A 14,178-nucleotide genomic window follows, 5' to 3' on the forward strand; every position below is an offset into this window, starting at 1 on the left:
CCGTGTCTTTTCCAGCTGATTCAGTGGGGTTAGTCACTCCGCAAAAGTTCCAATTTGAAGAACCATTACATCTTGAGTGTGACCGTGTTTTGCCACGTTTTGAATTAATGGTCGAAACTTACGGCACTTTAAATGCAGATAAATCAAATGCTATTTTAATCTGTCATGCTCTTTCCGGACATCATCATGCAGCGGGTTATCACCATGAAGATGATAAAAAAGCTGGATGGTGGGATAGCTGTATTGGCCCGGGTAAGGCAATCGATACCAATAAGTTTTTTGTAGTTTCAATCAATAACATTGGTGGATGTAACGGCTCAACCGGCCCGACCTCCCCAAATCCTGAAAATGATAATCGCCCTTACGGACCAGATTTCCCATTAGTTACAGTACGTGACTGGGTAAAAACTCAGGCCATGCTTTCTGACCGTTTGGGTGTAAATATTTGGTATGCTGTTGTTGGTGGTTCTTTAGGGGGCATGCAGGCACTTCAATGGTCGGTAGACTACCCTGACCGCTTAAAAAAATGCGTCATTATTGCTAGTGCGCCAAAGCTTTCAGCACAGAATATTGCCTTTAACGAAGTTGCACGCCAATCTATTTTATCTGATCCTGAATTTCATCATGGACGTTATCTAGAAAATGATAGCTATCCACGTCGTGGTCTGATTTTGGCCCGCATGGTAGGGCATATTACCTATCTTTCTGAAGAAGCCATGAAACAAAAATTTGGTCGCGATTTAAAGTCCGGCAAATTTATGTATGGCTTTGATGTCGAATTTCAGGTTGAAAGTTATCTGCGTTATCAAGGTGAACAATTTAGCCGTAACTTTGATGCCAATACTTATCTCATCATGACCAAAGCTTTGGATTATTTTGACCCATCACGTGAGTATGGTCATTCGTTAACTGAAGCAATGGGTAAAACTAAATGTCAGTTCCTTATAGTTTCGTTCACAACAGACTGGCGTTTTGCACCAAGTCGCTCTCAAGAGATTGTTGATGCGCTTATTACCAATCATAAGCCTGTAAGTTATCTCGATATTGATGCTGAACAGGGCCATGACTCGTTCTTATTCCCGATTCCACTGTATGTCAAAACCATGCGCGCTTTCTTAGGCGGTGAAGAACACTTAAAATCGACATCACTGGAGGCAAGCTAATGCGTATTGATCAACAACTAGCAGAAAAGTGGATTAAACCGGGCTCAAGCGTACTCGATTTGGGATGTGGTGACGGTGAATTACTTGCTCATATGAGCCAAAAACATCAAATTCGTGCTTATGGTTTAGAAATTGATCAAGAAAAGATTGCAATTGCCGTCAGTCGCGGGTTAAATATTATTCAACAAGATTTGAATCTCGGTTTAAGCCGCTTTGCTGACCAGTCTTTTGACTATGTGGTCATGGCACAAGCTTTGCAAGCCGTAGATGCACCGGATGTTTTATTAAGAGACATGGTGCGTGTGGGTAAACAGGCAATTATTACTTTTCCGAACTTCGCGCATTGGAAGACTCGCTCTTTTCTTGCATTAAAAGGTATGATGCCTGTATCGGATGCTCTACCATATATGTGGTATAACACCCCCAATATTCATTTATGTACATTTAAAGATTTCGAAGCACTGTGTGTGGAAAATCAGATACAAATTATTAATCGACTCGCCGTCAATGGAAACCAGCAGGGAAGCCTGTTAAGCAAACATATTCCTAATTTGTTTGGTGAAGTCGCTATTTATCGAGTGAGTGCACTATGAAAAAGACATTATTTAGCACACTATTTGCAGGACTGCTAAGTATGCAGGCTCATGCAGATTATATCGCCCAGCCACAATCGGTTGCGAGTCAGGCTGCACGTTTTTCAACAATGGGGGTTAATGACCTTCAGAAAGCTGCAAAAGCTGGTCAAGCAGGCGCACAATTTTATCTTGGTACACACTACCAATATGGTAAAGATGTAGCAAAAGATGAAAAACAGGCTTTTGCATGGTTTAAAGCAGCGGCTGATCAAGGCTTATCGCCAGCACAATTAAACGTAGGCCGCATGTACGCCGACGGTATTGGCATTAAAAAAGATGAGTCAATGGCTCGTAAATACTTCGAGAAAGCAGCAAGCAATGGTGATAACCGTGCAAGCTATAACCTTGCGATGATGGAAGAGCAAAAGAAAAACTACGTAGGTGCTTACCAGTGGTATGAGCTTTCAACTCGTGATGGCATGCTCGACAATAAAGTAATTAGCCTATCAGAAGGTAAGAAAACTGCTCTTGCAGCTAACTTGACTCAAGAACAAATTCGTACAGCACGTGACCGTGCAGACAAATGGATTCAAGCACAATAATAACGGTTCATCCGTAAAAAACCTTACTCGACTAAAACCACCTTGTATGCTCTACAAGGTGGTTTTAGTTTAGATCATCCCATTTATATTCTATCTATTTCCCTCTATATCCCCTCTTAAAAAACACGTAACATAACTCACGTTCGATATTCGCTATAAAGTTTGGTTTTATTATGTCTACCCCACATTGGTTTGATCAGGGCAGTTTAGTTCTTGCCAGCAATAACAAAGGTAAAGTCGCAGAGTTTGAAAAACTTTTTGAACAGCTTAAGTTACCTGTAGAAATTATTCCTCAAGGTCGCCTTAATATTCCTGATGCAATTGAAGATGGTTTAAGCTTTATTGAAAATGCCATTATTAAAGCTCGTCATGCCTCTAAAATTTCAGGCAAACCAGCTATGGCTGATGACTCAGGCATTTGTGTTCCTGTATTAGGTGGCGCACCCGGTATTTACTCAGCACGCTATGCTGGAGAACACGGTGATGATGCAGCAAATAATGCAAAATTATTAAATGATCTTTTACCGTATCGTAAAAATGGTGAAGTGATTGAAGGTATGTTTGTGTGTGTTTTAGCCTTGGTTACACATGCTGAAGATCCTTTACCACAAATTTTCCAAGGCATTTGGCACGGCGAAATTTTAGAAGCTGCACGTGGTGAAAATGGCTTTGGTTATGACCCACTTTTCTGGTTGCCTGAGCTACAAGTTTCTAGCGCTGAACTGTCTAAAGAAGACAAAAATAAGATTAGCCATCGTGGACAAGCGATGCAGTTATTTAGAGAAAGTTTGCAGAAGTAAATTTTTCATACTGCCACAATATACAACGTTACAACCTATTCAACTTTGTATAGGCAAACCTTACTTTTCAAAGATGAAAAGTAAGCAAAAATCTTTTGTTAGACTGATGGTACTTCCTGAGCGATTTCCAAAGCACTGCTTTGGGAATCAGCGCAAGGCAGTGACATAGCGGCAACCATGCCACCTTCGCACAAGCAAGTGTAGGGTTAGAATTAAATAATTAATTAGACGAACATGTGTAAAAACACTGCATAAATCGCAATACACACACAACTCACAATCGTCCCTGAAGCAATATAAGCCGCAGATCTTCCTGTTCCTTGATAGTGCGTTTCTAACGCTACAATATTGGCCGCTGGTGGCAAACAGAACATTAAAAACATCACACCAATTTGCTGGCTCATATTTGGAATAGGTAAAAACCTATAAGTAAGCCCGCAAAGAATAATCCCACATACCACCTTAAAAGCTTGAGCTTTCGTACTGTAGATTAAGTCTTTTACATGAACTCGGGTACGGCGCAGCCACATTCCCAATACACACATCCCAGCAAAAGTCATCGCGAACTTGGCAACTTCATAAACCCAATGTATGGCAGGATGTTCGAGATGCTGGGCACCTAAAAGCCTGAGCACAAGCGCAACGAATATTGAAATACATGGTGGAGAAGTTAAAACCTTTTTTAATATATTGAGCTTACTTTGTGGTGCAGTTGTTACAGCAGTCACAGCCCAGGCATTGCCAAACAGGGACATTCCAATATATAACGCGACGATAGGTGCAGTCGCTTCAGGACCAAATAAAGCCATGGCAAAAGGAAAACCTAGCCAGCCCATGTTGGTATAGCTCACACAAAGCGCTAATAATCTGTCTTTAAATAAAGCTAAATAAGCAAAGAAAATAAGAAATGCTGAACCGAAGCTAAACAGCATTAAGCTTAAACTACCCGCTTGATAAAATACCATGTTGTAAATAATAACAACCGGAATGAGTAGACGTGCAAGCCAAGCTGAAAGGATGGGTTTTATCGTTTCTGAAATAGACGTTTGGGCAAGTAGAAGACCTGTAATAAATGCCAGTATTGGGAGTAATAACGCCACGTTTTCTTCTTTCCCCCATCAAAACCAGCCTGTAATGCTACACCTTTTCAAACTAAAATGTACTCTCCATTTCAAGTAATTTAAGCTTCTCTTTTTTAGGCCTACACAAGGAAAAAAATAAGAAATAAGTTTTATAGATATCATTTTTTATGTCTCGACTGACTATCACTGTCTTAAAAATGACATATAAATGTCACATTCCTGTCATGGCAACCTGTTGATATAAAGCGAACTGAAAAGAGGTATAAGATCATGGCTGGTTTATCTATTTGGCATGTCGTTATTTTTGCAATTGTCGTTATTTTATTATTTGGTACATCTAAATTAAAAAATATCGGTAAAGACGTTGGTGGTGCAGTAAAAGACTTTAAAAAATCAGTTCGTGAAGAAGACGAAGCTGCTGCTCTTAATACTCCACGTACAATTGATGCCCAAGTCAAAACGCCTGACAGCACATCAGTAAAAAGCTAAAGGTTTTCAACCATGCTTGATGTAGGAATGACAGAGCTACTCTGTTTTGCAATTATTGCAATTTTAGTTTTAGGCCCAGATAAGCTTCCAGAAGCGGCTCGCTTTGCTGGTCGCTGGTATGTTCGCCTAAAACGTTATATTACTAATTTGCAAAATGATATTGATCAAGAGTTGCGTCTTTCTGAATTTCGAAAAGAAATGCAGGATGAACTCAACCGCATTGAAGCACTGGAACGGAAAGTACAACAACAACTTGAAGAAATACAAAAACAGAATATTTCCGAAACTGTAGATAAAACTGAGGCTTCTAAAATATTGCCAAAGCCTATTCGGATATGTCTGCCTATCTCGGGTCAGTATAAAGTGCCGTACATTGGAAAGTTTATTCCTTTGGTATCAACACCTGAAATTTCAGAGAAATCTCCCGTTAACTTGAAGATTGCCGTATGAACCAACTGCCTTCAACCATTGTAAATTCTCAGGAAAATCTAGACCAAATGCCCATCATGAGCCATTTGGTTATTTTAAGACGTCATTTATTTAGAATTGTTGGGGTAACATTATTTTTATTCTTTTGTTTATTACCCTTTCGAAATAATACATACCAACTATTATCTGAACCATTAAGGCTGCAACTTCCGGCATCATCTTCAATGATCGCTACAGATGTGACTGCAACCTTTATGGCTCCATTTAAATTAAATTTATTTGTCGCGCTCGTGTTAGCAATGCCATTTATTCTTTATGAAATATGGTCTTTTGTTCGCCCTGCGTTGTATCAAAAAGAACGACATTTAGCGATTCCGTTACTCATTGGCAGTATTGTTTTGTTCTATGCTGGTGTTGCTTTCGCATACTACATTACCCTTCCTGCCATTTTACATTTCTTTATTAGTGTATCGCCTGAAACTGTCGCACCCATGACTGATATTAATAGCTATTTAAGCTTTTGCTTAAAGCTATTTTTAGTTTTTGGTCTCACTTTTGAAATTCCAATTGCAACCCTACTACTCATTTTAATAGGTGTAGTAGACACAAAAAGTCTTGCTGAAAAAAGACGCTTTATTATTGTGGGATGTTTTTTTGTGGCGATGTTCATTACACCGCCAGATGCAATTTCAATGGTGATGTTAGCTATTCCAATGTGGCTGCTTTTTGAGCTCGGATTGCTCTTTGGTAAAATTCTTGAGAAAAGAAAAACTCATTCTGCTGAATAAAATGAATATATAAAAGCCTGAATATTAAAGTTCAGGCTTTTTTCTTTTAGAGCACTTTTCAATCTACAAAGCCATAAACTGTCTTCAAAGTGACTTAAAAATGTAAGAAAAGTGTCATTTTCAGGCCATAGAATCAACTCAACAAATATACCCACAAAAGTTACGGATTTATTATGACAACTGCTTCTACTCAACCAACACGTCGCGAAATTTTAAAATGGTTCTCGGGGATTCCTTTTCTACCATTAGGGGCGATGGCTACGGCAGCAACGTTAGCAGGTTGTAATGATAGTGATGACAGTTCTGTAGTCACTCCAACACCGCAACCAAGCAAATTAAAAAATGCAAAATTTACGGCAATGTCAGCTCCAACAGCAGCAGCAGACCGTGCAACAACTTTAGTAAATTCTAAATTAAAAATTGATTGGGAAAACTCAACTAGTACTGAATACCAACTTGCTTATAAATCATTCTTTAAAACTGGTGATAGCGTACCAAAACTTGGTGGTGGAACAATTATCGCTGGTGGTTATTTTGATGTTAACGGCAATCCAATTATGGATAAGTCTGTTACGGGTAAAGAGCGTCAGTTCTTTTCAGACTGTCCAGATGGTTCATCATTAATTCAGTTAGAAGGTGCGAAAGTTGATGGCGTAGCAAATCCTGTATTTCATGTTGTTCAATTTGAGTACAGCTCAAAAGACCAAGCTGGTGGAGATACTTATGGACAACTGCCATCACCAATTGCAATTTTGACTTTAGATCAAGACCAAAAAACTGGTCATTTAGAACTTAAAAAATACTTCAATATTGATACCGCTCCGGTCCACGGTCTATGGATTACTTGCGGTGCTAGCCTATCGCCTTGGAATACTCACTTATCAAGTGAAGAGTATGAACCTGATGCATTTAATCAAGGTATTGGTGGTACAGATCCAAAATATCTTGGTAAATACTTCTTTGGTGATGAAACTAAAGCAAACCCATATAACTACGGTCATTTGCCAGAAGTAACAGTTAACCTTGATGGTACTGGTAGTATTAAAAAGCATTACTGCCTAGGCCGTATTTCTCATGAACTTATTCATGTAATGCCAGACAACCGCACAGCGCTTATGGGAGATGACTACACAAATGGTGGTTTCTTCATGTTCATTGCTGACAAAGAAAAAGACTTATCGGCAGGTACGCTGTACGTCGCTAAATACATTAATACTTTAACTGAAACTTCAACTGCGAGTATTCAATGGATCAAACTTGGTCATGCGACAAGTAAAGAAATTGAAGATTTAGTTGCGGGTGGAATTAAGTCAACTGACATTATGGAAAGTTTAACAACGAACCCAAATGATGCCAGCTATACTGAAATTACTTTGGCAAAGAAAACGCTTTGGGTCAAACTTAAGCCAGGTATGGAAAAAGCAGCAGCTTTCTTGGAAACACATCGTTATGCAGCACTAAAAGGTGCAAGTATGGCGTTTACCAAGATGGAAGGAACAAACGTGAATATTAAAGATAAAGTGGCCTACTCTGCTTTAGCTAATATTCAAGATTCAATGGTCGTGGGCGGTAAAGGTTATGTTGCAGAACATAATGTAGGGTTCTCTAAAAAAATTACTGCGGGTGGGGTTCTTGCACATAAGTTAGGCAATAGCTTTACAGATAATCAAGGTAGCGCAATTAATAGTGAATGGGTTCCTCTTTACTCATATATGTTGTTAATGGGCGAAGATCTTGCTGCGAAAGATAGCTTAGGTAATACAGCTCATCCAGACAAAATTGCCAGCCCAGACAATCTGAAGTTCTCTGAAACTTTACGTACATTATTCATTGGTGAAGACTCAGGCAATCATGTTAATAACTTCTTGTGGGCCTACAATGTAGATACCAAAGAGTTAATCCGATTACTTTCTACACCAGCTGGTGCTGAGTCAACTGGTTTGCATGCAGTAGATTCAATCAATGGTTGGACTTATATCATGAGTAACTTCCAGCACCCAGGCGATAGCAGCAGTGTCCCTGAAGACGTTAAGGCATTAATTAACCAAAATTATAACAATGGTTATAGCGCTAACGTGGGTTATATTACAGCAGACCCAATTGCACCATCGATCACAACAAAATAATTTTTAATATAATCTAAACATTAAAGCTGGCTAAAGCCAGCTTTAATGTTTTTTAGGTAAGCTCGCACTTTTTACAAAAATAAAATGAAAAGTTACTGATTTTTTCATCAACTTATCATCAAAACGTCAACGGCACGTCACATTCACAAACTAAGCTCATGAGGACTTTTAGAACAATCTCTTTATATTTACTTAGGAATTTCCCATGACAGAGCTGACGCCATATCATGAAGACCAAGAACTGGATAACAATACTTCAGACAACATCCACTTCCGTGACATTTTAGAACAACATGTAAGCCGCCGTAGTTTAATCACCAAAGCAGCAAGCGGTGCTGTAGCATTAACTTTAGCTTCTACATTAACTGGTTGTAATGATAGCGATGATGACTCTGGCTCTAACAATGGTGGAACCACACCTGTAGACCCAAATAAAAGACCAGAAAAACTAACTTTTACAGCAGTTGCAAAAAACCACAACGATATTGTGACTGTACCTGAAGGTTATGAAGCGAATGTCATTTATGCTTTAGGGGACTCAATCAACCCAACCTTTGGAGAGTGGAATGATAATAATATCCCATCGGGTCCAAGTTTCCAGTTCCGCTCTGGCGACTGCCATGACGGTATGCATTTCTTTGGTTTAAATACTTCGAAAAATAACTTCGATGAAAGTGTTTCAGCTGAAGGTTTGTTGGTGATGAATCACGAATATATCAATCAGACCTTCCTTCATCCAAAAGGTCCAACAAAAGTTGATGGACGCCGCCCTGAAGATGAAGTGATTCGTGAAACAAATGCACATGGCGTATCTGTCGTTCACATTAAAAAAGATGCTGCAACTCAAAAAGTAGTAATTGATAAAAACTCTATTTTTAACCGCCGTATTACAGCATCAACAGAAATGGATTTTGCAGGTGCAGCAGCTGGTTCTGGCTTGCTTGCAACTCGCTTCTCGCCTGCTGGCCGTCAAACTCGCGGCACACATAATAACTGTGGTAATGGTCATACTCCTTGGGGCACGTATTTAACTACCGAAGAAAACTTTATTGGTTATTTCCAACGTTCAGGTAGCGATGAATATGCACGTACAGATGCAGAAAAAATTACATTAAAACGTTACGGTTTAGGCGTTAAAAAAGATGAACCGTATCTTTACGAGAAAGATGAAAAAGGTGCCCCTAAAAAAGATAAAGATGGCAAGGTTATTTATTTAAAAGATAAAAATGGTGAGTTAATCCCTAACGTTGATGAACAAGGGCGACAAATTTATTTAGGCGCAAGTTCACGTTACGGTTGGGAAACAGCAATTGGTCAAGTAGAGTCACAAGACTTATATGACCGCTGGAATGCAGATGTAAAAGCTGCACAGCCGACACAAGACTACCGCAATGGACCTAATACATTCGGCTGGATGGTTGAGATTGATCCTTTTGATAACCGCCTAAACCCAGTAAAAAGAACATCATTAGGTCGTTTTGCACATGAAGATAGTGCTTGCCGTGCCGTTGTAGGTCAACCATTAGCATTTTATATGGGTGATGATTCTCGCGGAGAATACATCTATAAATTTGTCTCTACCGCTGTATGGGATGCTAAAGATGTAAACGGCGGCTATACGGCCGGCGATAAATATATGAATGCAGGCAAATTGTATGTTGCCAAGTTTAATAACGACGGTTCAGGTCAATGGATTGAACTTGCCTATGGCAAAAATGGCTTAAATGAAAGCAACACCACTTACCCATTCAAATCTCAAGCAGACGTTGTTACATTTGCACGTTTGGCTGGCGACGCTGTCGGTGCTACCAAAATGGACCGTCCAGAATGGTGTACAGTCAACCCAGTGAATGGGGAAATTTATGTAACACTCACCAACAACTCAAATCGTGGTAAAGATTACGCAACTGATGCAGCTAACCCACGTAACTACACAGATTTATATAACGGCACCAAAGAGCAAAAAGGTAATGTGAACGGTCATATTATCCGTTTTAAAGAAACCAATGATAAAACCACTGCTGAAACGTTCAAGTGGGATATCTACTTGTTCGGTGCAGAAGCATCTATGGCTTCAAACATTAACTTATCTGGTTTAACTGATAATAACGACTTATCTTCACCAGATGGCATGTGGTTTGACCCACGCGGTGTGCTTTGGATTCAAACAGACGATGGTGCCTACACCGATGTTACCAACTGTATGATGCTTGCGGCACTACCAGGCCAAATTGGCGATGGTGCTGCTGCAACTACTTCAAATGGCCAACAAACGCTAGTCGGCGCTAAAGTTACTGACTCAACATTACGCCGTTTCTTGGTTGGACCAAAGCAGTGTGAAATTACAGGCATCGCCATGACACCTGATCACAAAGCAATCTTTATTAATGTTCAGCATCCAGGTGAAGATTCTGCTAGCTATGCAACGCCAGAGAGTAGTTGGCCTGCAACCCAAAAAGACCCAAGCAATAAAACGGCTCGTCCGCGTTCAGCAACTGTTGTAATCACCCGTAAAGATGGCGGCGTAATTGCTGGATAATTGTTATATTCATTAAGAATAAATGCCGGTCAATTGATCGGCATTTTTATTTCTATCTATTTAAAGGAATCTGCTGCTGCACAATTTGACCGCTGTGTTCACCTTGTTGAGTCTTTTCCAACCAAAGCCACTCATTATTGGTCATTCTTAGAAAGTTCGAACAACGTGTTCCATACACGGGACTCTGAATAAAGGTCGAAGATAATAACTCTTCCATTTCTGGTTGAATGCCCGTTTTGGGTAATAATGCCGTTGTGACTTTACGCTCATCTTCTAAAATATCCCACGCAACGTCTTGTAAAACCAACTCTTCTGTTTCATGTTGAATCATGGGTAAAAACTCTTGCGTAAAGCGTGTTCGCAAATGCTTGGTTTTTTCCCAATGTTCAGACATCAGTCCATTCGAGACGACATAGACGCCATTGGCTAAAACTTGCGGTGCCTCACCTCGGTTACTCATATAGACAGCTTGATCAGCGTTTCCCATAAATAAGTTAAAGCCAGCAAAATTTTGTTGTTGCTGCTCTAATTGCTGTGCAAAACGAATAGGTAATAAATCAGACTCTAAAAAAGCCTGAACTAAATGCCCCCGAGAAGTCTCATAAGTTTTTTGGTCTCGCCCATCACGGAAATTGGTCAAAACAGCCCATCGGCCTTGAGATGCTACCCCCATCCAAGTACCACCCGACTGTAAGTCCTGCCCTGCAACAATTGGTGTGTTTTCCCAAGCATGCAACAACGCCGTTGGTCGATGATAGAACTCATCTCGATTTGACATAAGACACAAGGGCATATCATCCAGAACATGCCATGCTAAAGCCACAATACACATCTTTTCTTGTTCCTTATCTTTACACATTGAATGTACAACATTTTTCACATCATTCCGCTACAATCTGTCAAAACGTAAGATCAAGGAGCAGCAATGCTGACCTATCCTAATATCGATCCGGTCGCAATACATCTAGGACCTCTTCAAGTCCATTGGTATGGACTCATGTATTTATTAGCATTTTTATGTGCTTGGGGGCTTGCATCCTACCGTGCCAAACAACGTGATGGCTGGACATCAGAAATGGTTTCCGACCTAATATTCTACGGTGCCCTAGGTGTTGTTCTGGGCGGTCGTGTCGGCTATGTCTTTTTCTATGAGTTTGATAAATTTCTCGAAAACCCAATCTGGCTATTTCAAGTCTGGACAGGTGGCATGAGTTTTCACGGCGGCTTTTTAGGCGTCATGATTGCAATGTTATTTTGGTGTAAAAAATACCAAAAAACATGGTTCCAGACACTCGATTTTATTGCTCCATGTGTACCAACAGGTTTAATGTTTGGACGCTTCGGTAACTTTATTGGTGGCGAGTTATATGGTCGTGCGGTAACAGACCCGAATTACCCATTCGGTATGATCTTCCCAACCGATCCTCTACAGCTGGTTCGCCATCCATCACAAATCTATCAAGCCATTTGTGAAGGTTTAATCCTATTTATTGCCTTGTGGTGGTTTAGTTCAAAACCACGTCCACGTATGGCCGTCTCTGCTCTATTCTTAATGGGCTATGGGGTTGCCCGTTTTGTGATGGAGTTTTTCCGTCAGCCCGATGCAGACCAAGGCTTTATTCTGTTTGGCTGGATGACGAAAGGTCAGATCCTAACCGTTCCAATGTTGCTCATTGGTCTTTGGATGATGTGGTACGCCTACCAAAAGAAAATTTACGACTGGGGTCCACAAAAAAATAGTTAACATGATAAATCAGAGGAGTTTCGGCTCCTCTTTTCTTTTTTATGCTACAGTTTTTATTCTCCCAAAATGAAGATATACCATGCTGGAATTCTGGTTTAACACTCAAGTCCCGTCATTAAAAAAATTAGTGATTTTAATTATTACTTTAGCCATTTGTATTGCGCTCTATCAATACCAACCATTGCCTTTAGATACGATTTTGATGTTCACCGGAACTGGGGTTATTTTTTTAATTTGTCGCTATTTCAAATTACATTTTGCTCAAAAAAATCCGACTGGTTTACTTTACCGCCTGCTAACTTGGGTGCCTATTGCACTGTTATTTGCCCTTATTTTTGTGAAAGCTATGCCTAATTTACTCATCTGGGGCATACAAGGGATTGCTTTTATGGCGCTGGCTGTTTTTATTTTTTCACCTCAATCGCTTTTTAATAAACAGGTTTAGTTTTCATGTTGGCTTATTGGTACAACGCTCCACGCCATATCAAACTCATCTGTATTGTTGCCGTTTGTGTGGCAGTTTATTTAGCTAATCAAGTTCAACCGTTGCCCCCTGTTTATACCGTGCTGAGTCTCGTGTTCGGATTAGGTCTGCATTTTGGGCAATATCTACAAACAAAAATTCCAGATGGCAACTCATACAAATCTAGCTTCCAGTTTTTGCTGAGAATTTACCCTATTTTCATCGTTATTATTTTGATGTACCTGCTTCCTGCTCAACATAAATGGATTCTTGTGCTACAAGCTTTAGGCTTTGTACTGGTTGGCTTTTTTCTTGTTTCGATTTACCAAAATCGTGCTAAACGATTTGACTAATTATGTTCATCGGAAGGCCATAGAACCATTTTTAGATTTTCATCTTGAGCTACAACAGGTATCATCTTCAGTGGTTCATGATGAAGCAGCTCTATTGCGTAATTATTTATCGTTGAGCTATCTCCCCCTTTATTTTATGGAATTAATCCGAACTCGAGAGTGTTATGCGTGCATATTTAGACCTTCTACAACATATCCTTGATAATGGCGGTGACAAAGGCGACCGTACAGGCACAGGAACCCGTTCTGTATTTGGTCATCAAATGCGTTTTGATCTCTCTAAAGGTTTTCCTTTACTCACCACAAAAAAAGTTCACTTCCGTTCTATTGTGATTGAGTTACTTTGGTTTTTAAAAGGCGACACCAACGTCCAATATCTAAAAGACAATAAAGTTTCAATTTGGGATGAATGGGCAACAGCAGAACAAACTGCCCGTTTTGGCCGCCCAGAGCATGAACTTGGACCTGTCTATGGTCATCAATGGCGTAATTTCGGCGCAACTAAAAATGCTGATGGCACTTATAACCAAGATGGTTTTGACCAAATTAAATGGTTAATTAATGAAATCAAAACCAATCCGAATTCACGTCGTTTAATTATTTCTGGTTGGAACCCGAACGAAGCTGGACAAGTAGCCTTACCGCCTTGTCATACGCTTTTTCAATTTTTCGTACAAGATAACAAGTTGTCATGCCAGCTTTATCAACGTAGTGCAGACGTGTTTTTAGGGGTTCCTTTTAACATTGCCAGCTATGCTCTACTCACTCATATGATTGCTCAAGTGTGTGACTTAGGTGTAGGTGATTTTGTCTGGACTGGCGGTGATACGCATCTTTATGTTAACCACTTTGAACAAGCACAACTCCAATTGACACGTGAACCTTTACCACTATGCCAATTGAAACTGAATCCAGAAGTAAAAGACTTATTTGATTTCAAATTTGAAGATGTTGAAATTGTAGGTTATGAGTCACACCCTGCAATTAAAGCACCCGTTGCAGTATAACGACGGCTCAGTTTTCAT

The 14,178-nt window shown here is 39.9% G+C and carries 15 protein-coding genes; 13 read left to right on the forward strand and 2 right to left on the reverse strand.

Features of this window, described 5'->3' with window-relative positions; genetic code table 11:
* The first annotated feature begins 2 nt into the window (after positions 1-2).
* The 4 genes from KTH84_RS11700 to rdgB all read left to right on the forward strand — a co-directional run bounded on the left by KTH84_RS11700 (position 3) and on the right by rdgB (position 3,140).
* Complete coding sequence (locus tag KTH84_RS11700; RefSeq protein WP_133975490.1) at positions 3-1,163, forward strand: homoserine O-succinyltransferase MetX; 1,161 nt, start codon at positions 3-5, stop codon at positions 1,161-1,163.
* Positions 1,163-1,756, forward strand: coding sequence for a methionine biosynthesis protein MetW (gene metW, locus KTH84_RS11705; RefSeq protein WP_042894757.1), 594 nt, complete (start codon positions 1,163-1,165; stop codon positions 1,754-1,756). Before KTH84_RS11700 ends, metW begins: the two co-directional genes overlap by 1 nt.
* On the forward strand, positions 1,753-2,340 hold the full coding sequence (locus tag KTH84_RS11710) for a tetratricopeptide repeat protein (protein WP_042894755.1): 588 nt from the start codon (positions 1,753-1,755) through the stop codon (positions 2,338-2,340). Before metW ends, KTH84_RS11710 begins: the two co-directional genes overlap by 4 nt.
* 173 nt (positions 2,341-2,513) lie before the next feature.
* Complete coding sequence (rdgB, locus tag KTH84_RS11715) at positions 2,514-3,140, forward strand: RdgB/HAM1 family non-canonical purine NTP pyrophosphatase (protein ID WP_004698813.1); 627 nt, start codon at positions 2,514-2,516, stop codon at positions 3,138-3,140.
* A gap of 224 nt (positions 3,141-3,364) precedes the next feature.
* Here the strand turns inward: rdgB and KTH84_RS11720 are convergent, their stop codons facing one another.
* Positions 3,365-4,240 (reverse strand): AEC family transporter, encoded by an 876-nt coding sequence (locus tag KTH84_RS11720; RefSeq protein WP_262473218.1) that lies wholly within the window; start codon positions 4,238-4,240, stop codon positions 3,365-3,367.
* 252 nt (positions 4,241-4,492) lie between these two features.
* Between KTH84_RS11720 and KTH84_RS11725 the strand changes: the two genes are divergently transcribed.
* The 5 genes from KTH84_RS11725 to KTH84_RS11745 all read left to right on the forward strand — a co-directional run bounded on the left by KTH84_RS11725 (position 4,493) and on the right by KTH84_RS11745 (position 10,593).
* Positions 4,493-4,711 carry a Sec-independent protein translocase subunit TatA gene (locus KTH84_RS11725; RefSeq protein WP_003654829.1) on the forward strand — a complete coding sequence of 73 codons (219 nt, stop codon included), beginning with the start codon at positions 4,493-4,495 and terminating at the stop codon, positions 4,709-4,711.
* A 12-nt stretch (positions 4,712-4,723) separates the two neighbouring features.
* Positions 4,724-5,161, forward strand: coding sequence for a Sec-independent protein translocase protein TatB (gene tatB, locus KTH84_RS11730; RefSeq protein ID WP_133975498.1), 438 nt, complete (start codon positions 4,724-4,726; stop codon positions 5,159-5,161).
* Positions 5,158-5,928 (forward strand): twin-arginine translocase subunit TatC, encoded by a 771-nt coding sequence (tatC, locus tag KTH84_RS11735; RefSeq protein ID WP_262473219.1) that lies wholly within the window; start codon positions 5,158-5,160, stop codon positions 5,926-5,928. Before tatB ends, tatC begins: the two co-directional genes overlap by 4 nt.
* A 173-nt stretch (positions 5,929-6,101) precedes the next feature.
* Positions 6,102-8,054, forward strand: coding sequence for a PhoX family protein (locus KTH84_RS11740; RefSeq protein WP_262473221.1), 1,953 nt, complete (start codon positions 6,102-6,104; stop codon positions 8,052-8,054).
* A gap of 205 nt (positions 8,055-8,259) precedes the next feature.
* Positions 8,260-10,593: a PhoX family protein gene (locus KTH84_RS11745; protein WP_262473223.1), complete on the forward strand. Its 2,334-nt coding sequence runs from the start codon at positions 8,260-8,262 to the stop codon at positions 10,591-10,593.
* Positions 10,594-10,645: 52 nt separating this feature from the next.
* Here KTH84_RS11745 and KTH84_RS11750 read toward each other — a convergent pair whose 3' ends face one another.
* Positions 10,646-11,425: an NRDE family protein gene (locus KTH84_RS11750; RefSeq protein WP_262473347.1), complete on the reverse strand. Its 780-nt coding sequence runs from the start codon at positions 11,423-11,425 to the stop codon at positions 10,646-10,648.
* A gap of 93 nt (positions 11,426-11,518) precedes the next feature.
* Here KTH84_RS11750 and lgt point away from each other — a divergent pair, with 93 nt between their 5' ends.
* The 4 genes from lgt (at position 11,519) to thyA (ending at position 14,160) form a co-directional block, all read left to right on the forward strand.
* Positions 11,519-12,337, forward strand: a complete 819-nt coding sequence (lgt, locus tag KTH84_RS11755; protein WP_202742587.1) for a prolipoprotein diacylglyceryl transferase — start codon at positions 11,519-11,521, stop codon at positions 12,335-12,337.
* 79 nt (positions 12,338-12,416) lie between these two features.
* Positions 12,417-12,782, forward strand: coding sequence for a hypothetical protein (locus tag KTH84_RS11760; protein WP_202742586.1), 366 nt, complete (start codon positions 12,417-12,419; stop codon positions 12,780-12,782).
* A 5-nt stretch (positions 12,783-12,787) separates the two neighbouring features.
* The gene (locus tag KTH84_RS11765; RefSeq protein ID WP_042894733.1) at positions 12,788-13,153 is read left to right on the forward strand and encodes a hypothetical protein; all 366 of its coding nucleotides are present in this window, start codon (positions 12,788-12,790) and stop codon (positions 13,151-13,153) included.
* A 164-nt stretch (positions 13,154-13,317) separates the two neighbouring features.
* Positions 13,318-14,160, forward strand: a complete 843-nt coding sequence (thyA, locus tag KTH84_RS11770) for a thymidylate synthase (protein WP_075431260.1) — start codon at positions 13,318-13,320, stop codon at positions 14,158-14,160.
* The last annotated feature ends 18 nt before the right edge of the window (positions 14,161-14,178 follow it).

It is taken from the genome of Acinetobacter sp. WU_MDCI_Abxb74, from assembly GCF_025513915.1.
GTDB lineage: Bacteria > Pseudomonadota > Gammaproteobacteria > Pseudomonadales > Moraxellaceae > Acinetobacter > Acinetobacter calcoaceticus_C.